We start from the raw sequence: 18,935 nt of genomic DNA on the forward strand, positions 1-18,935 counted from the left end.
TATACCGCGAAGCGGCGGAAGCGGCTTTGGACGGACCGGAAGAGGAATGGAGCGGAAATACCCGAAAGTGATACAGTCATGGCGCAGCAAACGGCCGCTCCTGTCTGCCTGTTTCCGCTGCCCCGGAACCGTACGCAAACCGATTTATACGACCAATGCGGCAGAGGCGGTACACCGCCAGTTTCGGAAGCTGGCCAAAACCCAAGGCGCATTCCCCAATGAAACCGGCTTGTTGAAGCTTTTATATGGCGGTATCGGTAAGACTTTGGGGAAATGGGCGATGCCGATTGCAAACCGAGGGCAGACGCTCCCGCAGTTGGCGGTTTGTTTTGACGGCCGGCCGGACGGCATTATCCGGTTGTAGAATTCAAGCTGACACAGGATTTTGAACGACCTCTTTTGGGAAAGGGTTTTGCAAAGGTTTCGGGCCGTCTGAAACAAATTCTGTTTCAGACGGCCTTTTTATCTTTAATTACTCAATCGTCAAACGTTAATCAATCGGCGGCGTATAGCTCCCCGAAGCAATCGCATCTTTAATGCGTTCGGCTTCCTGCTGCACTTGTGCCAACAGCGTTTTCACATTTTCCAGCGTAACAATCGGACTGAGCAAAGTCAATTTCAATGATTGAACACCGCCCACTTTGGTCACGCCGATGTTCGCTTCACCGCGGGCAAACAGTTCGTCCGCCACATTTTGGTTCAGACTGTCAATGTTTTCGGCCGGATAGCCTTGCGGATTCACGCGGAACAAAACCGACGCAAACTGGGGCGCGAGCGTCATTTCCAAGCCTTCGGCGGCGCTGATGTACTGCCCGACTTCTTTTGCCAGCTTAATGCCGTTGTCGATAATCGAACCGTACAGCGTTTCCCCTAAGGATTCGATAGTGAGCCACAATTTCAAAGCATCGAAGCGACGCGTGGTTTGCAGCGATTTCGATACCAGATTCGGCACACCGTGTTCGGCATCGTAAGCTGAATTGAGGTATTCGGCTTCATAATGAATGAAGCGGAAATTTTTCTCATTTTTCAGTAAAAACGCACCGCAGGAAATGCTTTGGAAAAAGTGTTTGTGAAAATCGAGTGTCACCGAATCCGCCAATTCAATACCGTCAATCATGTGGCGGAATTCACTGGAGAGCAGCAATGCGCCGCCCCATGCCGCATCGATGTGTACCCATGCGCCGTGGCGGTTGGCTTCGGCGCGGACAGCTGTCAAATCGTCAATCGCACCGGCATCGGTGGTGCCTGCGGTAGCCACGACGCAGGCAATGATTTTACCTTCGGCAGCCAAATTGTCTAGTGTTTGCGCCAATGCGGCGATATTGATTTGGCCGTAGCGGTTGACCGGCACGGTCACCACCGATTGAAAGCCCATACCCATCACTGCCATGTTTTTCTGCACCGAAAAGTGCGCGTTTTCCGAGCAAACTACTTTCACTTTCTGCAATGCTTCAGGCGGCAGGCCGTCGCGTTGTACGCTCCATTCAATGCCTTCTGAAGTTTGCCAGTGTTTGGCAATGCAGGCATCGCGTGCAAGTAATAAACCCATCAGATTGGATTGCGTACCGCCGGAAGTGAACACGCCTGCCGTGCCTTTACCGTAGCCGAGCTTCTGCCGCAACCAGTCGATCATCTGCTCTTCCATCAAGGAAGCTGCCGGACTTTGATCCCACGAATCCATCGATTGGTTGGCCGCATTAATCAACACTTCCGCCACTTGGCCGGCAACTAAGGTCGGGCAATGCAAATGCGCCAACGAGTGCGGGTGATGCACTTTCAAGCTGTTGTTTAAAAACAGTTCCACCGCGCGTTGCAAAGCATCGTGTAAGCCCAAACCGTTTTCAGACGGCCTGAACGACACTTTTTCACGCAATTGGCGGATGCTGCCGCCGGTGTACATTTTGTCTTCGTTTAACCACGCAGCCACTGCCTGCACCGCATCATTCATCGCTGCCTGATAACCAGACACTGATTGCTTATTGTTACAAAGCAGCGCGCGTTGGTGTTGAGCAAAATCTGCCATTATGCGCCCCGCACTTTCTTCAGCGCGTCAGCCAAAGATTGGCGGAAACGGCGCAAAAATTCTTCGCTCTCTTCGCGGCTGATAATCAGCGGTGCCAATATGCGCACGACTGTGCCGTTACGGCCGCCGCGCTCCAGCAGCAATTTGTTGGCAAAGCAAGCCTTTTGGATTTCCGCGGCTAAGCCGGCATCGGCAGGCAGCGAACCTATGTGATCAGCCGGCGGGCGTTCGTCGACAATTTCAATGCCGATCATCAAACCACGACCGCGCACGTTGCCGATGCATGGAAATTCCTGCGCCATTTTTTTCAATCCGGCTTGAATAAAATCACCCTGTTCTTGCGCGTTTTGCGCCAAGTTTTGCTCTTTCATCACTTGCAGCGAAGCATAGCCCGTGGCCATCGCCAATTGGTTGCCACGGAAAGTGCCGGTGTGTCCGGCAGGCTGCCATGCGTCAAATTCTTTTTTAATCGCCAACACCGCCAACGGCAAGCTGCCGCCGACCGCTTTCGACATCACCACGACATCAGGTTCAATCTCTGCATGTTGGAAGGCAAACATTTTGCCCGAACGGCAGAAACCAGCCTGCACTTCGTCAACAATCATCAAAATGCCGTGTTTGGCCGTGACTTCGCGGATTTTTTTCAGCCATTTGACAGGCGCAACAACTACGCCGCCTTCGCCCTGAATGGCTTCTAAAATCACTGCAGCTGGTTTGACTACGCCGCTTTCCGCGTCTTCGATAAAGTTTTCAAAATAATACGTCAGCGCATCGACACCGGCCTCGCCGCCGATGCCCAGCGGGCAACGGTATTCGTGCGGATACGGCAGAAACTGCACGCCCGGCATCAGGTTTTGCACCGCATTTTTTGCACTCAAATTACCGGTCAGCGCCAAAGAGCCTTGCGTCATGCCGTGGTAGCCGCCGGAAAAACTGATGACATTACCGCGGCCGGTAAAGGTTTTCGCCAGTTTCACCGCCGCTTCAGCGGCATCCGCACCTGTGGGGCCGCAAAATTGCAGACGGTAGTTTTCTTTTCCGCCGGGAAAATATGCCAGTAAGGCTTCAGAAAACGCGTCTTTCAGCGGCGTGGTGATGTCTAAAGTATGCAACGGCAAACCGTTGGCCAAAGTGTCTTGAATACTTTGAATCACAGCAGGATGATTGTGCCCTAAAGCCAAAGTGCCGGCACCGGCCAAGCAGTCTAAATAATCATTGCCTTCAACATCAGTCACCCAACAGCCATGTGCCTTGGCAATCGCCAACGGCAATTTGCGCGGATAGCTGCGGACATTGGATTCCATCTCGTTTTGACGGGTTAAGTAATGCTCATTGCTGGCATTGGAAATAGGATTTACAGGCGTAACGCTCATATCTGATTACCATCTCGGATAAGGGTTAGCGGGCGGAGAAATAAAAATTGCCCGAAAGAACAGGTTTTACCGTGTGATAAAACCCCCACAATGGATGCTAACAGCACAAAGCTGCGCACCCCGTGCAGTACGCGGTCTCGAATAGCAGTCTGCACCCCATTATGACCATGGGTTGAACCGGCAGATACTAAGCAAAGAAAAAACGCCCGGAATCGGCAAAACCGACCCGTAGCGTACTGGCAAGTAGGGTATGATACGCCGATTTTTTAAAAAATAAAGTGTTTTTCAGGTTTTTATTAAAAATATTTTCTATTAAAAATAAAATATTGATTGATATTAACGATATTAAGATTAGCATAATAATGCCATATATTTATTTTTAGGGCTGAAGCAGACTAGCAGTCATGTCAGACGGCAAAAATAAAGATAACCATTGCAAATTAACAAAGAATACCCAAAGAAAACTCCTCCGGTTTTTCGTACCGGAAGCCACAGCCCGTGCAGCCGCTGATATTTTGGGTATCCAACCCGGTTGGGCTGTGTTGTCCTACCGCAAAACCCGCCAAGCGGCTGCCTGTCATTTGGCGCAGGAAGCCGGCGGGGTTTTCAGAGGCCCTACCGGGCCGGACGGGGGTTATTTCGGCGGTCGGCGTAAGGGTAAACGCGGATGCGCGGCAGCAGGGAAAGCGGCTGTATCCGGCACCTTAAAGCGGCAGGGAAAGGTTGGTACCGCCGTTGTGGGGGGATAACGGGAAGGATACGTTATTTCCGGTTATCAAACAGCAAACAACACCTGACGGCATTGTTCATACCGGTAGTGACAGGGGCTGTGGCGTGCTTGATGCGGGCAGGTTCGCGCATCAGCGTATCAACCGTTCACGGTTTTTTGCAGACTGTCAAAACCCTATCGGCGGCATTGGAAATTGTTGGAACCGGGCGAAGTGCGTCTTGCGCAAATACAAGGAGGATTGAGCGTAAACCTTTCCCTCTACCCTTGAAAGGATGCGGGTTCCGCTTTAACTTTGGCGCACCGTCCGGGCAGCTTGAAATGTTGCGGCAATGGTGTGGTGTTTGGGGCTAATCTGCGTCAGTCCCTTTTTTTTAATATTCCCGTAACAATCCTAAACCGGATTTCAGACGGCCTTGGCAGCGTGGTATGAAACGCATAAAGGCTATTTAAACGGGCGCGGTTTTGATGAGGCAGGAAAGAAGCCGTGGTGGTACACCCGTAAGAAGCCGGGAAGTGCGTATCACAGCCTGAAACGCAATTTGAACCTTTTGTCCGCATTTGGACGGGACAGGAAATCGGGGATGCCGGGTACGGCCAAGATGAAAAATCATCCCAAATATCCAATAGGCCTAAATTTGGTATGTTTATGCTTGATGTAAGGAAATGCCGATGATGGTAGCCGTTACCAGTCTTCCCTTTTTTCTGTTTGTGCTACTTCTTTCTCGTATCCTCTAATATTTGATTGTAGAGACTCTTGTTGTCTGCTTGCAAAGTTTTTACTTCATTTTTCCATTCATTGATAGCGAAGACGCTCTCCTTTTTCTATAAGCACGAATTCAGCAGACGTATGCACACACGCTATAGATTCAAGGGCTATCTAAAATCTCATGAAATCCTGCAATCAAAGCATCACTCCAACACCTTCTTGGCCGCTTCAATCCCCCAATATGCCGCCTCTTCAAACACCGAATAACCGCTTAAATCGCTGTGGGCAAACAATAATTTTGAGTGATGTTCCCGTAGGGCAATCAGACTGCTATCGTCAAGATAGCCCGCTTTGGGGACACTCATGGCATGGCCGCGGACGGTCAGGTCAACGTGTTCGACGTGTTGCCAAAATGATTGGCCGTACACGCTCAATAAATCTTGGGCTGCAGTTTCCAATAATGCCCGGCTGCTTGCTTCAAGCAGCCAGTAGCGGATATTTTGCGGCGTGTCGTGGCTAAGGGCGGTATAGGCGGTGAAGATAGTGCGCTCGGGCTTGGCAACGCGGATGTATTGGTGGGTGGCGACGACATAGCCTAAAGATTGGCTTCCGTAAACGACATTGTCCCACGCCAGTTCACTGTTGCCCTGCTCTTTAGGAAAACTATTGAGTACAAAATTTCCTACCAGCCACGGCGTGTATTCGGGTGTACGCAAACCGTATTGCTGCGGTTTGTCGACGATGTGTGCAGCCACCATCAAGGGCATGGCGCTGATGACGTGTCGGGCGGTAACGGCATAGGTTTCGCCACTATTCCGGTCATACAGCAAAACATCCACGCCGTCTGAATGTTCGTGAATCTTCAATGCGGAAGCATGGATAGAAGCAGGTTGCGAGAAGCGGATAAGATTTTCAGACGGCCATGAATTTAAGTTTTGAAGGCCGCTTTTTTCGCGCAGCTTGGCCGACAAATGTGCCAGGCCCTGAGGCCAAGTCAATACCGTATCGGCGCTGTTGCGGGCAGCAAAATAATGCAATCCGGCAAACGCGGAAACCTGCGCAATGCCCTGCCCGTAATCATCGCGGCAGCAATAATCGAGATACCAGCGCAAAGTTGGTGAGTGATAGCGTTCCTGATCCAACCATTGCGCAAAAGTCAATTTATCGAGCGCACGCCATTGCGTATCCTGCGATGACAAGGCAATCGGAATGGCAAAGATTTTTTTGCCGTCGCTGCCGTAGGCTTTTTTCAAACGGCCTATCAGCGTAAAAAAGCGGCGGCTGTCGTCATCGTCTTCAGGCAGCAAATCTGCCTGCCACGATTGGCGGTAAAACAAACGTGCTTCGGGCGCATGAACCAAATCGGTCTCGCAATAACTGCCGTCGAACTGCAAAATATCAAAGTCGCGCAACATGTCGCGGATATGGCTGCTTTCTTTCGACGGCAGCGCCAAATAATGTGCGCCGCCTGGGGCAGCCAAGCCGTCTGAAAAACGGTAGGCAGCATTGTTGCCATCCGGTTCAAGGCCTTCGGCAAGCAACACATTGCGGTGGCCGTGTTTCGACAAATACCACAACGCGCTCAAACCCGCCGCACCACTGCCTAAAATCAGGGTTTGGCACTGGTAATGCTTCTTCGGGGTGTACGGTAGTTTGCGGTCGCGCAACAAGTGCCCCAACGGCAAACCGACACGGTTGACCGAAACAGTAGGTGCGGCATTGAGGTGGCGGTAGCCGAGACAGGAAAAAACGGAAGCGGCGGTCAGGGCTGCGCTGTAGCCGATAAACTGGCGGCGGGTGGTGTTCATGAATATTGTCGGAAAGAATAAGGCCGTCTGAAACGGCGGGCGGGATCCTTCGCCAAACACTCATCTTAGCACATTTCTTTCACGCCGCGCTTCTCGAACACTTGCCTATCTGTATGATGTGCCTACACGTTCTGTGATGCGCCTGCTTTGAAGTGCACTCAAATTCTGGAGTTGCAAAGGTTTCAGCAATAAGTAAAAAATATCAGGCCAAACGGCTGCCCCGGCGTTGTACTGTCCATTCGCTGTGCGTGGCTTGCAATGCTTTTTGCAATATCCGGCGTACGGTTTCGAGTTCGCTGCTGCCACAAATGAAAGCGTCCACGGCAGCAAAGCCGTGTTCCGGCCAAGTGTGGATGCTGATGTGCGATTCGGCCAACAGCAACACACCTGTTACGCCGCCTTCGCCGCCGAATGAGTGAAAATGGCTGCCGAGTATGGTCGCACCTGCCGCTTGTGCTGCTTCGGTGAGCCAGCCTTTGAGACAACCTTCGTCTTTTAAGGCTTCGACATGGCAGCCGTATAAATCCAGCAAACCGTGATTTTCAGACTGCATTATTTGTGTCCTCCGGCCGAACCGCCGACGTAGCCGCCGCCATGGGTGCGAGAGCCGCTGGAATCACTGTCGCTGACAATAGAATAATTGTTGAAAGTCACCATCAGCACAATCAGCGAAGCAAACATAATATAAGCGGTTTTAGACATTTTGTTTTCCTAATCGTCGTCGCTGCGGCCTAAAAACCAGATAAAGGCGATACCGAAAATGGTCGGAATCATTGATTCGTTAAAGATTTGTTCCGAACCCATCATCAGCCATGCCGGTGCGTTAATCATCAGCAAAATACCCATCATCAACAGGCGCAAGCTGTTACTCACGCCGTCGGAACGCATGTTGGCGGTGTATTGCGGCGCGCGGCTTTGCGTCAAACCGAAGGCTTGGGCAATTTCGCTGTAGCGGATGGGGGTGTTTTTGCTCCACGCCAATTCATTTTTCGACAGTGCCGCACTCAATTTACCGCTGCCTTGGCGGTAATCGGTGTAATAATTCAAATCGCCCTGCCGCACCTGCCAATAAAACGCACCTGCCGCTACTTCCACACGGCCGCCGTAATCGTAAAGCTTTTCACAACCTTGCGGCTGATTGTATTGGTTTAAGCGCGGCCATTCGTTGAGTGTTTCGGAAACGCTCCATTTTCCCTCTGCCGTTTGCACCAGCCAACCGAAACCATGTTGCGGGTGATACAGCAGATATTCTGCCCACCAGCTTTCCGCTACCAAAGCGTGGTTTGCCATACCGAACATTTTGTCGAAAGTCTCCTGCGCACCGGTTTCGCTGTAACGCACTGCGCCCATCACATAATAATCGCGGTTTTTCAGACGGCCTTGACTGCCCACTGGCAGCATAAACAGCTTTCCCTGTGCCTGCCGCATGTGGTTGGCTTCAATCAGTCTGATTTTGTCTTTATCTGCCTGCAATTCACTGGCACAGCTCGGGCAGACGATATGTTCGGCCAAACCGCTGACCCAATGCACGGATCCGCCGCAATTCGGACAACCTTCCGTCTGCCGCAAACCTTTCAGACGGCCTGCGCTTTCGCGGATTTGATCATCGCTGCGGGTATTGGTCAAATGTAAATCATCAAGTTTGACCATGCGCCCGACAAAGGCTTGCGGTTCGGCTTCAGCATAATCCAAGGTCAGAAACAGGTTTTCGCAACGCCAATCGGCCGTGCGGCTAACCGTTTTGCCCTGAATCCGAAACGGCAATTCGCCTTGCACCGCCGTTTGGCTCAAGCTGATTTCGCGTACATCAGATGCCATAAACTGCTTGCCGTTGTGGTTTAAGGTGCTGAAACCGGCACGGATGTCGTGAAAATTCGGCATTGGCTGGAGCAAACGGTCGGACATGGTCATCACATACAAATCGCCTGCTTCCGAAAGCCAACCATCGTGCCCGTCATCAAACAGCACATACCACTCGTTCCACACCCCGCCATCATAATATGCCTGCAATCGGCCGATAATAGAAAAACCACGCAGCAGAAAGCGGCCAGTCGTGCCGATTTGCAGCGGGCTGAAATCTTCCAGCAGCGCGGAATCGCGGCCGGTATCAGCTATGCTGCCGTCGTGGCGCACCAGCATGCTGTTGCAATAGCTGCACACCAGCGTCACAGCGGTAGCCGAATACGCTTGCACTGGCGCGCCGCAGCTTGGACAATCGGTTTTGAAAAAAGGCGTTGTTGACATGGATTTGTTTATTTTATCGGGAACGTTTCAGACGGCATGCAGGCCATCTGAAGTCTCTTTTTGTCTTAATAACTGAACATACTGTTCAATCCGCTCAGGCGTCGCTTCAAACTCAGGATTTGATAAAACTCTACAAAATTTAATACATTGCTCAATACTGAAAACTTCTTTTTCATGCATCTGAATATAATGAATAAGGGGCTGACGTAGATTAGCCTCACCATTTCCGCAGCATTTCAAGCTGCCCGGACGGTGCGCTGAAGTCAAAGCGGAACCCGCATTCTTTCAAGGACAGCGGGAAAGGTTTACAGCCAACCCCATTGTATTTGCGCAAGACGCACTTCGCCCGGTCCCAACAATTTCCAATGCCGCCGATAGGGTTTTGACGGTATGCGAAAAGCTGTGAACGGTTGATACGCTGATGCGCGAACCTGCCCCGCATTAAGCACGCTACAGTTCCTGTTACTACCGGTATAAACAATGCTGTCAGGTGTTGTTTGCTGTTTGATAACCGGAAATAAGGCATCCTTTCCGTTATTCCCACAACGGCGGTACCAACCTTTCCCTGCCGCTTTAAGGTGCCGGATACAGCCGCTTTCCCTGCTGCCGCGCGTCCGCGTTTGCCCTTACGCCGACCGCCGAAACAACCCCCGTCCGGCCCGGTGGGGCCTCTGAAAACCCCGCCGGCTTCCTGTGCCAAATGACAGGCAGCCGCTTGGCGGGTTTTGCGGTAGGACAACATAGCCCAACCGGGTTGGATACCCAGAATATCAGCGGCTGCACGGGCGGTGGCTTCCGGTATGAAAAACCGGAGGAGTTTTCTTTAGACATTCAACGGTACGCGTTGCATCAAGCTTTGATAAAACTTGTACTTTAATAATTTGCTCACCAATCGCCCCTTTAAGCGCCGTTTTTTCTTCCCTATTTAAATTACTTTGCTTCTTTTTATTACTATTTTGTCGTGATTTTCTGTGTCTGTTCGGTTGATGGCCTGCCATTTCTACAACCAAAAACATACACACAAAACAGACCGCAATGACAAAAATAATTAAACCTAACATTCTTTTGTTTTTACCAATCCCAGCCGTCTGAAAACCAAAACCTTTTCAGATGGCCTTTTCACCTTAGCCTATCAGTTTTTTCAACACTTCGGCCTTCGCTTGGTTGTAGTCTTCTTGCGAAATCAAACCTTCATCGAACAAGGTTTTGAGTTTGGCCAGCTTGCTTTGTGGGTCTCCTGCTGGTTCGGCGGCCGGCTGAACCGGATTGGCCGGCGCAGCTTGGGCTTGGTCTGGTTGCAGCATTCCGGCCATTGCACCGGCCATGGTTTGCCCCACGCCCGCGCCTACGCCGATGCCGGCACCGATGCCGGCCAAGCCGCCTTCGTTTTCTGCGGCCTTGGTGATGGCTTCGGCGGTTTGGTATTGGGCGTATCTGCCCAAATCGCCAATAACGCCCATAGAGATTTTTTTGTCCAAAGCTGCTTGAATGGCTTCGGGCAGGGAAACGCTCTCAACGGTGAAGTTTTCCAGCAGCAAACCCAGTTTGGCAAATTCGGCGGCCAACAACTCAGCTATTTTTTGCGACAGCAGCACTTGATTGGCCGCCATGTCGAGAAACGGAATACCTGATGTGCCGAAGGCGGCGGCCAATTGCGTTACCACAATATTACGCAGTTGCGCTTCCAATTCTTCGCCGCTGTATGCCGTGGTCACGCCGGTGACTTCTTTGAATAATTTGGCCGGGTCGTTCACGCGGTAAGAATACATGCCGAACGAGCGCAACTGCACCGCACCGAATTCCGAATCGCGCACGGTCACCGGCTGGGCGGTGCCCCATTTTCGGGCAAGCTGTCGTTTGGTATTAAAGAAATAAACATCTGATTTAAATGGCGATTGGAATAATTTATCCCAGTTTTTCAGATTGGTGAGCACAGGCAGCGTCTGCGTGTTGAGCGTGTAACGCCCTGCATCGAATACATCTGCCGTCACGCCTTCATCGACAAACATCGCCATCTGTGCTTCACGCACAGTAAGGCTGGCGCCGTTTTGAATTTCTTCGTCCTGCATGGGAAAACGCCACATCAGTAGGCGCTCATCTGGATCCGGCCATTGAATGACGTCAATAAATTGTTTTTTGATAAAGTCGAATAAAGCCATTTTTTGCTCCCGAATATTTAGGTCAAACATGCCGCGTTTAATAAACCGATAGACACGGAAACTGCGCCAAACAGCGCACCCACCGCGACGTTGTTGTTAATCAACTCTTCATTGGCGCCTTTAATCATGCAAGTGGACGCGAAATACACCAAAATCTGCACCACTGCCGCACCCAAGCCCCACAAAATAAAATCGGCAAATCCGACGCTGTGGGAAATACTCGATGCCAAGGTCACGCAAAAACCTACCAATGCGCCGCCAAACGATAATGCGCAAGCCAAGTTGCCGTTTTTAATCAGGCGCAATTCTTCGGCAGGCGTGATGCGCAGATAAACCGCGGCAAACACCACCGTCATCGCCACACCGGCAAGTATGTATTGCAGATACAGAAAATACTGGGCTGGGGAAATGCTCACGATAGAAATCCTTTGATTTGGTATAATTGCCGGAAACTTTTGCTGATTATGCCATTGGCTATCGCTGCTGACAATGCACATGCCATCTGAAATCTCTATTTCAAGCTAAGCTTTTCAGACGGCTTGAGACCTTTGCAAAATCCCTATCTTTGGCACATTTTTTAGTTATACGTTGCTCGAAAGCTTACCTATCTTTAGTAAGATACCTGAACTTCCTGTGCTGCTGTAACTTCGAACTGTACTCAAGTCTAGGGTTCTGCAAAGGCGTCAGCCTTTTTTGTTTTGAAAATACTATATTACTGCCCCACCCGCCACAGGCCGTCTGAAACATGAAACCCAACCGCACGCTTATTATTTCCGTTTTCATTGTCGCCAGTTGCGGCTTGGCTTACGAACTCATTCTGGCCGCACTTGCCAGCTATCTTTTAGGCGACAGCATTCTGCAATTTTCATCCATCATCGGCCTGTATCTTTTTTCAATGGGCATCGGTGCACATTTGTCGAAATATGTCAAAGACGAAGACACGCTGGCGCGTTTTATCGAAATCGAATTGCTGGTCGGCATTATCGGCGGTGTTTCTGCGCTGGCTTTGTTTGTGGCATTCGGCTTTTCTGCCGCGCCGTTCCGCACTTTGCTTTACGCACTTGTGTTGATTGTCGGTACCATCGTCGGCATGGAAATTCCACTGGTAATGCGTGTGTTGGACCAGCAAAAAACCGACTTCAAAGAATTAGTCGCCAAGGTGCTGACCTTTGATTACCTGGGCGCATTGGCCGTATCGCTTTTGTTTCCGTTGATACTCGCCCCCAAACTCGGCATGGCCCGTTCGGCCTTATTGTTCGGCCTGTTTAATGCCGCCGTCGCTGCACTGACCGCGCGTGTATTCAAAACACAATTGAAAAATTATAAAGCGCTGCAAATCCGTTCGGCGGCAGTGCTGCTCATTTTGGCGGCAGCATTTTTATACGCCGACCGCATTACCTTCCAAGCCGAGCAACGCTACTTCGGCGACCCGGTTGTCTATGAAAGCCACTCACCCTATCAGCGGTTGGTGGTTACCCGCTGGAAAGACGATACACGCCTGTATATCAACGGCAATTTGCAGTTTTCATCACGCGATGAAGCGCGCTACCACGAGGCCTTGGTACTGCCTGCCATGCAGATGAGTGCGCAGCGTGAAAACATATTAATCCTCGGCGGCGGTGACGGCTTGGCCGCACGGGAAGTGTTGAAATATCCTGAAGTGAAAAAGGTTACGCTGGTGGATTTAGATCCCGACATGACCGCCACTTTCCAAACTTCCGCCACTTTGAGCGCACTCAACCAAGGTGCGTTGTCGCACCCGAAAATGAATGTCGTCAACGATGACGCAGCCAAATGGCTGGAAACCAATCATGATCAATTTGACGTGGTGATCATTGATTTGCCCGACCCGTCGAATTTTTCCTTGGGTAAACTCTATTCCGTGCCGATGTATCGCTTGGTCGCACGCCATTTGAAACCGCAAGGCCGAACCGTGGTGCAATCCACTTCGCCTTATTTCGCGCCGAATGCTTATTGGTCGGTGGTTGCCACGCTGGAAGCAGCCGGTTTCCATACCGCGCCGTATCATGTTTATGTCCCTTCATTCGGAGAATGGGGATTTGTGCTGGCTGCGGCGGAAAATAATTTTACGATTTCGCAAAGCTATGATGTGCCTACCCGCTTTCTCAATGCCGAAACTACTGCGGCAATGTTCCACTTTCCGCCCGATATGGCACGGCGCGATGTGAAACCGAATTATCTGAATAACCAGATTTTGGTCAACTATTTCGAACGTGATTGGAACAATGTGATTCGGTAGGCCGTCTGAAAAAATAAAAGAGCTGTCCGAACAATGTGAAGAAGTTGTTTCACACTGTTCAGACGGCCTTTTTATGGCTGTTCAAACTTAATCTCTGCCCCACACTTCAGCAGCAACTTCTTCCACCAGGCGCACTTTTACCCATTGTTCGGCTTCGGTCATGATGTTGCCTTCTTCGGTAACAGCCCTCATTTGGAAATGTCTGATGGCGAAGTTGAAATTGACAAAGTGATTTTAGCGGACAACGTCAAGGTAAATACAGTCACTGTGCGGCCGGCAAAGTCGCTGTCTTCAGGATTTTGAAGCGAAACGGTAACGTTTTTACTGTTGCCGTACCCAATAACCTTGCTGCCAATTCTCCGCAAACAGCTTAACCTTGACAGCATTGTTTATCGGATTGTTATCGTCGTTATGATGCGTTGGATATACGTGAATTTAACCATTTTCGTCTCAATCACCGTACACATTTTGCGGAAAGACAAAACCATACTAACGGAATTGAGCATTTTTGGAACCAAGCAAAACGCCATTTACGCAAGTTTAATGGTATTCCCTACATTTTGAGCTGTATTTGAAGGAATGTGGATGGCGTTTTGAAATAGTGAGATAAAAGCTCAAATTTCTATTTTAAAACAATTAGTAAAGCAGAATTTTTCCTGGTTATCCGGGACAGCCCCTAAAATTTTTATCTGTCCGCAAATCAAATATAAATGAATTCGCTGATAGCCTGAAGCAAAAAGAAATAAAGAACTTACTCATTCACGTGATTCAAACCCATAAAGGTAAAGGCCGCCTGAAGAAAGATTATGGTATTTTAAACATCCTTTTCAGACGGAGCCCGATTCATATTGTTAAACCTCAATACTACGCACGGATTTGTTGCAGGAAACGGCGGGTACGCTGGTGCTGCGGATTGTCAAACAACACTTCCGGCACACCTTGCTCTACAATCACGCCGCCGTCCATCACCACCACAACGTCCGCCACTTCCATGGCAAACTTGATTTCGTGGGTCACGACCACCATCGTCCAACCTTCCTGCGCCAGCCCTTTCATGGTGTCCAACACATCCTGCACTAATTCCGGATCGAGGGCGGAAGTCGGCTCGTCAAACAGCATTAACTCCGGCTGAATCGCCAAAGCGCGGGCAATGCCGACACGCTGCTGCTGGCCGCCAGATAGCTGGTACGGATAAAGGTTCACTTTATCGCCCAAACCAACTTTGCCCAGCAAAGCCAAAGCTGCTTCGCGCACCTGCGCTACCGGTTTGCCCTGCACCGAGACCGGCCCTTCCATTACATTTTCCAATGCGGTTTTGTGTGGAAAAAGGTTGTATTGCTGAAACACCATACCTGATTTTCGGCGTAAAGCCAAAATCTCAGCTTTACTCGGCTTTTCTGCGAAGTTAATACGCAAAGGAGCGACGTTATCGAATTTAATTTGCCCCTGCTCGGGCATTTCCAAAGCGTTTAAGCAGCGTAAAAATGTGGTTTTGCCCGAACCGGACGGCCCTAAAATCACCACTACTTGGCCTTTATCCACATCCAAATCAATGCCGCGCAAGATGGTATTGTCGCCAAATGTTTTATGGATATTACGGATTTTAATCATCTTTTTCCCTTATTTAGCCACATAACGGTCGAAGCGTTTTTCAACTTTTGCCTGAATCAGGAACAATACCCAACAGAAACACCAATACACCAAACCTGCCTCGATGTACACCGGCAAAAAGTCATACGCGCGGTTGGCCACTTCGGAAGCGGTGCGGAACAGTTCCGTTACCGTTACAAACGAGGCTAGAGATGTATTTTTGAATAAGCTGATGAACTCATTACTCAAAGGCGGCACAGACACCCGGAAAGCCTGAGGTGCGATAATGCGGCGGAAGGTCTGCATATAGGTCATGCCGATGGAAAAACCAGCTTCCCACTGGCCTTTGTGTACCGACAAAACCGCCGCTCGGATGGTTTCCGAGGCATAAGCACCGACATTCAACGAAAAACCGATAACTGCCGCCGGAATCGGATCAATGTAAATGCCTACTGCCGGCAAGCCGTAAAACACCACCGCCAACTGAATCAGCATAGGCGTACCACGGATAGAGGAAACATAAAATTTGACTGAACCCGATAAAATCTTGTGCAACCGGTTTTCAGACGGCATCACGCGAATCACCGCCACAACAATGGCAATGACCATACCGATGAGAAACGAGGCCGCGGCTAGCGGCACCGATATCAAAAATCCGGCCTTGACCATAGGCCCAAAAGCACTGATTACCAAATCAGCACGTGTCTCGGTCATAAACGGCAATGAAGCCAGTAGATTATTTAACACTGATGTCTTTTCCGAAGAATTGTTCGCCGAGTTTTTTCAATGTGCCGTCTGCCTGTAATTCTTTCATTGCTTCGCTGAATTTCGCTAAGGCTTCACCATTGCCTTTATTGACAATCAGACCGGCACCGACTTTTTCATCGGCAGGCGCTGTCCAAACAATTTTCACACCGGCATTCGGGTTTTTTTTCAGATAATCCAATATAGCCAATTCATCATTCAGCGTAACTTCGGCACGTTTTTGCTCAATCAGCATCAAGGATTGCGCCAAACCGTCCACCGACACGATTTCTGCTTTGGCTGCAGTCGCGCGTTCGCCGTAGTTACTGGTTAAAGATTGTGCCGCTTTTTTACCGGCGATTTCTTCAACCGATGTGATAGAGCTGTCGTTGCGGGCGATTAAAACTGGACCGCTCCAGCTGTAAGGCTCGGATTTATCGAATGTAGCTTGGCGCTCAGGACTGGTCAAAGCCACTTGGTTGGCCACCACATCGAAACGTCCTGCTTTTAAGCCAGCCATCATGGCATCCCATTGGGTTTCTTTAAATTCAACCGTCACGCCCAGTTTTTCTGCGACAGCGCGAACCACTTCCACATCGTAGCCGGTCAGTTTGCCGGATTTATCGTGGTAGGTAAATGGTGCGTAAGTGCCTTCGGTACCGACGGTGATGGTGCCTTTATTATTGATACGTTCAATCAATGAGCCTGAGGCATTGGCCGCCGGTGCCGCACCCGAAGCAGCCGGGCTGCCTTCGCCGCCACAAGCAGCCAAAACCAAGGCAGTCATGCTGCCCAATAAGAATTTTTTCAACATCGTGTGCTTCCTGTATGTATATTTTAAAATAGGTATTTTAATGGATATGGCTTTCAAACACAAAGAATGCTTTCTGCTATGACTTAACAGACTTATAACCAAAACATATAATAAGGCCGTCTGAAACAAAATATTACAATATTCTGCTTCAGACGGCCTTGCATTATTTAATCTCAAACCATTAGATGCTTGCTCATTTGCGCGGTATTGCTATCTTCAAATTTAATCAAACCAGCGTAGTTTTTATGGCCCAACACATAGGCGCAAACCGACATCGGCAATTTACGCAATAAACGGTTATAGCGTTCTGCCGAGCGGTTGTAGGCGCGGCGTAAATGCAATATATCGCTTTCTGCTACTTCCAGCATTTCAAGCTGATTACTCAAGCAGGCATCTTCGCGGTGTTTCAATTCGTTTAGCAAATGGTTTTGCAATTGGCGCAGTAAAGCGGTAAGTTTGCTTTCGGCTTTGCTCAATGTTCTTAATGACTCTTCCGACATCGAACGCACCGCTTGCGATAACACCCATTCAGCTTCGCCGCAAGCTTTGGCTAAGTTTCGATTTAAATCTGCGTCATTGAGCAGATGAAGCTGGGATGCTTCCAAAACGTGTTTGGCAGCTTGATGACGGCAGGATAAAGCAATTTTCAATGCCATAAAAGACTCTTGATAATTTTGTTTTCCAGCGGTTAATTTTTGCTTGCAGATACTGGCCGCTCCGACCAGTAAAACAAGAATTAATAAAATTGCCAGCATTCCCATAGCGTTTTCCTTGTTTAATTTTATCGTGGACAGGTTTTACATTTTTACGATGCGCAGAGACAACAAAACTGCTTTTATGCCGACATTATAACCTAAAGTGAATAAATTTTCCATTAATCATAAAAAAAGACCGTCTAAATGTATTTTAGACGGTCTTTATTATAAATATAAGTATATTTACAATATTAATAAAGTTTCTAAATTATCAATCAAACGCGTGCTGCCTAAACGTGCCGCAGCCAAAATTACTAAATGTTTGTCGCCCACACGTGCTACTTCCAAACTTTCAGCGTGGCGGATTTCGACATAATCTACTGTCCAACCTGCCTGAGTCAGGTTTTTAATTGCTGCTTGTTCGATTTGCGTATATGCAACATTATCTGCCTGCAATTTCGCCGCGGCTGCCTGCAACTCACGGTATAAACGCGGTGCTTCAGCACGCTCGGTTTCACTCAAATATTGATTGCGGCTCGACAAAGCCAAGCCGTCGGCCGCACGGCTGGTGCTGACCGGAACGATTTCGACATTAAAGTTTAAATCTTCCACAAAACCTTTAATAATCGCCAATTGCTGATAATCTTTCTTGCCGAAACAAGCAACATCTGCCTCAACAATATTAAACAATTTACTCACCACAGTCGCTACACCGCGGAAATGTCCGGGGCGGAATTTGCCGCACAATTCGTTTTGCAGATAGGGAAGCTCAACGTTGTAGCGTTGCTCGGCATTGGGATACAGCTCTTTTTCATCAGGAACGAACACCACCGCCACACCTTCATCAGCCAATTTATCGGTATCCTGTTGCAAAGTGCGCGGATATTTATCGAAATCTTCGCCTTGGCCGAATTGAAGACGGTTGACAAAAATACTGACCACTACATTATCAGCGCGTTTTCCAGCTTCACGTACCAAAGCCAAATGGCCTTCGTGCAGATTGCCCATAGTCGGCACAAATGCCACTTTGCCGGCCTGTTTACGCCATTCGCGCAATTCTTTAATGGTATGAATGATTTGCATAAGTCTGAATAATCCTTAAAGACGGCAAGGCCGTCTGAAAATAACGGCGTGATTATACGCCTTGCGACTGTGGTAACCAAATTTGTATGCTTGAAAACAACCATACCGAGACCTTTGCAAAACCTTTCCCTAAAACCTCAAAAAATTTACTTAAGTTATCAAATTAAGTTTTTTTTTGCTGTCCAAAGCCCCCTATATTTTCTATATTCCCCATTCCCCGTCTTCATAGGGCATTTCCGTCTTTCAGACAGCAGCAGGCACACGAAGCCTGTTGGCAGCCTTCGGCAGGTTGATACAAACCGCCTTCAAATGACTTTGCGCAGTGACTTTCAATAAACCAAAATAAGCCGCACGGCGATAGCGGAATTTACGGTGCAGCGTACCAAAGCCCCGCCCCACCGCATAACGCGTTTTCGACAATTGCTTATTTCTTATCTTCTTCTGTTAATGGGTAACCCCGGTGCGCCTTACGCATAATGCCGTCTGAAAGCCCTTTATGTTGCAGTAACGTTCGGTTGGCTTTGCCGTCATATCCTTTAAACTCTGATTCCTTCGGCAATATCTTGCAGCAACGGTTCAAAGTGGTTGCACCCGTGTCCGTCTGCAGGACTGATGTGCAGTTTCCCGATATAGCCCTTAACGGCCGGTACGGCTATGCTGTTTGTAGCCGAGTTTGAACTTACCGTCCTTCTTCACCCGGCGGGCA

The 18,935-nt window shown here is 49.3% G+C and carries 15 protein-coding genes and 5 pseudogenes; 4 read left to right on the plus strand and 16 right to left on the minus strand.

From position 1 onward, the window contains the following. Window positions 1-364 (plus strand): annotated as a pseudogene (locus C7N83_RS08080) (transposase); the annotation flags it as partial. Window positions 365-490: 126 nt separating this feature from the next. Here the strand turns inward: C7N83_RS08080 and C7N83_RS08085 are convergent. Both C7N83_RS08085 and C7N83_RS08090 read right to left on the minus strand, forming a co-directional pair. Then, window positions 491-2,023: a pyridoxal phosphate-dependent decarboxylase family protein gene (locus C7N83_RS08085; protein WP_106741892.1), complete on the minus strand. Its 1,533-nt coding sequence runs from the start codon at window positions 2,021-2,023 to the stop codon at window positions 491-493. Continuing rightward, window positions 2,023-3,396: a diaminobutyrate--2-oxoglutarate transaminase gene (locus C7N83_RS08090; RefSeq protein WP_106741894.1), complete on the minus strand. Its 1,374-nt coding sequence runs from the start codon at window positions 3,394-3,396 to the stop codon at window positions 2,023-2,025. Before C7N83_RS08090 ends, C7N83_RS08085 begins: the two co-directional genes overlap by 1 nt. A 404-nt stretch (window positions 3,397-3,800) precedes the next feature. Between C7N83_RS08090 and C7N83_RS08095 the strand changes: the two are divergent. Then, a pseudogene (locus C7N83_RS08095) lies at window positions 3,801-4,477 on the plus strand (transposase). A 558-nt stretch (window positions 4,478-5,035) separates the two neighbouring features. Here C7N83_RS08095 and C7N83_RS08100 read toward each other — a convergent pair. From C7N83_RS08100 to C7N83_RS08125, 8 genes and pseudogenes are all read right to left on the minus strand, one after another. Continuing rightward, window positions 5,036-6,640 carry an NAD(P)-binding protein gene (locus C7N83_RS08100; RefSeq protein ID WP_106741896.1) on the minus strand — a complete coding sequence of 535 codons (1,605 nt, stop codon included), beginning with the start codon at window positions 6,638-6,640 and terminating at the stop codon, window positions 5,036-5,038. Window positions 6,641-6,842: 202 nt separating this feature from the next. Continuing rightward, a complete protein-coding gene (gene speD / locus C7N83_RS08105) occupies window positions 6,843-7,193 on the minus strand; it encodes an adenosylmethionine decarboxylase (protein ID WP_106741897.1) in 351 nt (116 codons plus the stop codon). After that, the gene (locus C7N83_RS14780) at window positions 7,193-7,342 is read right to left on the minus strand and encodes a hypothetical protein (RefSeq protein WP_170064858.1); all 150 of its coding nucleotides are present in this window, start codon (window positions 7,340-7,342) and stop codon (window positions 7,193-7,195) included. The genes speD and C7N83_RS14780 overlap by 1 nt, the downstream gene beginning before the upstream one ends. 9 nt (window positions 7,343-7,351) lie before the next feature. Beyond that, entirely contained in the window at window positions 7,352-8,884 is a 1,533-nt protein-coding gene (locus C7N83_RS08110; protein WP_106741899.1) for a DUF4178 domain-containing protein, read from the minus strand. 217 nt (window positions 8,885-9,101) lie between these two features. Beyond that, window positions 9,102-9,686, minus strand: a pseudogene (locus tag C7N83_RS08115) (transposase). Beyond that, window positions 9,655-9,945: a hypothetical protein gene (locus C7N83_RS14785; RefSeq protein WP_170064859.1), complete on the minus strand. Its 291-nt coding sequence runs from the start codon at window positions 9,943-9,945 to the stop codon at window positions 9,655-9,657. Before C7N83_RS14785 ends, C7N83_RS08115 begins: the two are co-directional and overlap by 32 nt. Before the next feature lie 63 nt (window positions 9,946-10,008). Continuing rightward, the gene (locus C7N83_RS08120) at window positions 10,009-11,043 is read right to left on the minus strand and encodes an SPFH domain-containing protein (protein WP_106741901.1); all 1,035 of its coding nucleotides are present in this window, start codon (window positions 11,041-11,043) and stop codon (window positions 10,009-10,011) included. Between the two features lie 17 nt (window positions 11,044-11,060). Further along, window positions 11,061-11,459, minus strand: a complete 399-nt coding sequence (locus C7N83_RS08125) for a DUF350 domain-containing protein (RefSeq protein ID WP_106741902.1) — start codon at window positions 11,457-11,459, stop codon at window positions 11,061-11,063. 329 nt (window positions 11,460-11,788) lie between these two features. On the opposite strand from C7N83_RS08125, the gene C7N83_RS08130 reads away from it, so the two are divergent. Both C7N83_RS08130 and C7N83_RS08135 read left to right on the plus strand, forming a co-directional pair. Then, a complete protein-coding gene (locus tag C7N83_RS08130; protein WP_106741904.1) occupies window positions 11,789-13,303 on the plus strand; it encodes a polyamine aminopropyltransferase in 1,515 nt (504 codons plus the stop codon). Between the two features lie 174 nt (window positions 13,304-13,477). Beyond that, window positions 13,478-14,017, plus strand: a pseudogene (locus tag C7N83_RS08135) (IS1595 family transposase); the annotation flags it as partial. Between the two features lie 150 nt (window positions 14,018-14,167). Here C7N83_RS08135 and C7N83_RS08140 read toward each other — a convergent pair. From C7N83_RS08140 to C7N83_RS16005, 6 genes and pseudogenes are all read right to left on the minus strand, one after another. Beyond that, the gene (locus C7N83_RS08140) at window positions 14,168-14,914 is read right to left on the minus strand and encodes an amino acid ABC transporter ATP-binding protein (protein WP_106741905.1); all 747 of its coding nucleotides are present in this window, start codon (window positions 14,912-14,914) and stop codon (window positions 14,168-14,170) included. A gap of 9 nt (window positions 14,915-14,923) precedes the next feature. Further along, on the minus strand, window positions 14,924-15,640 hold the full coding sequence (locus C7N83_RS08145; RefSeq protein ID WP_106741907.1) for an amino acid ABC transporter permease: 717 nt from the start codon (window positions 15,638-15,640) through the stop codon (window positions 14,924-14,926). Beyond that, a complete protein-coding gene (locus C7N83_RS08150) occupies window positions 15,630-16,451 on the minus strand; it encodes an amino acid ABC transporter substrate-binding protein (RefSeq protein WP_106741909.1) in 822 nt (273 codons plus the stop codon). The genes C7N83_RS08145 and C7N83_RS08150 overlap by 11 nt, the downstream gene beginning before the upstream one ends. 173 nt (window positions 16,452-16,624) lie before the next feature. Next, entirely contained in the window at window positions 16,625-17,107 is a 483-nt protein-coding gene (locus tag C7N83_RS08155; protein WP_245911169.1) for a LemA family protein, read from the minus strand. Window positions 17,108-17,389: 282 nt separating this feature from the next. Then, entirely contained in the window at window positions 17,390-18,229 is an 840-nt protein-coding gene (gene panC / locus C7N83_RS08160; protein WP_106741912.1) for a pantoate--beta-alanine ligase, read from the minus strand. Window positions 18,230-18,472: 243 nt separating this feature from the next. Then, window positions 18,473-18,935: pseudogene (locus tag C7N83_RS16005) on the minus strand (transposase); the annotation flags it as partial.

Origin of the sequence: Neisseria iguanae (genome assembly GCF_003013245.1) — a bacterium.
GTDB classification, from domain to species: Bacteria; Pseudomonadota; Gammaproteobacteria; order Burkholderiales; family Neisseriaceae; genus Neisseria; species Neisseria iguanae.

What these genes read in the sequence shown, in the direction of transcription:
- C7N83_RS08155 (WP_245911169.1), bottom strand. Translation starts at nt 17,107, where the DNA reads ATGGCATTGAAAATTGCTTTATCCTGCCGTCATCAAGCTGCCAAACAC.
- C7N83_RS08140 (WP_106741905.1), bottom strand. Translation starts at nt 14,914, where the DNA reads ATGATTAAAATCCGTAATATCCATAAAACATTTGGCGACAATACCATC.
- C7N83_RS14780 (WP_170064858.1), bottom strand. Translation starts at nt 7,342, where the DNA reads ATGTCTAAAACCGCTTATATTATGTTTGCTTCGCTGATTGTGCTGATG.
- C7N83_RS08130 (WP_106741904.1), top strand. Translation starts at nt 11,789, where the DNA reads ATGAAACCCAACCGCACGCTTATTATTTCCGTTTTCATTGTCGCCAGT.
- C7N83_RS08090 (WP_106741894.1), bottom strand. Translation starts at nt 3,396, where the DNA reads ATGAGCGTTACGCCTGTAAATCCTATTTCCAATGCCAGCAATGAGCAT.
- panC (WP_106741912.1), bottom strand. Translation starts at nt 18,229, where the DNA reads ATGCAAATCATTCATACCATTAAAGAATTGCGCGAATGGCGTAAACAG.
- C7N83_RS08085 (WP_106741892.1), bottom strand. Translation starts at nt 2,023, where the DNA reads ATGGCAGATTTTGCTCAACACCAACGCGCGCTGCTTTGTAACAATAAG.
- C7N83_RS08120 (WP_106741901.1), bottom strand. Translation starts at nt 11,043, where the DNA reads ATGGCTTTATTCGACTTTATCAAAAAACAATTTATTGACGTCATTCAA.
- C7N83_RS08110 (WP_106741899.1), bottom strand. Translation starts at nt 8,884, where the DNA reads ATGTCAACAACGCCTTTTTTCAAAACCGATTGTCCAAGCTGCGGCGCG.
- C7N83_RS14785 (WP_170064859.1), bottom strand. Translation starts at nt 9,945, where the DNA reads ATGTTAGGTTTAATTATTTTTGTCATTGCGGTCTGTTTTGTGTGTATG.
- C7N83_RS08150 (WP_106741909.1), bottom strand. Translation starts at nt 16,451, where the DNA reads ATGTTGAAAAAATTCTTATTGGGCAGCATGACTGCCTTGGTTTTGGCT.
- speD (WP_106741897.1), bottom strand. Translation starts at nt 7,193, where the DNA reads ATGCAGTCTGAAAATCACGGTTTGCTGGATTTATACGGCTGCCATGTC.
- C7N83_RS08100 (WP_106741896.1), bottom strand. Translation starts at nt 6,640, where the DNA reads ATGAACACCACCCGCCGCCAGTTTATCGGCTACAGCGCAGCCCTGACC.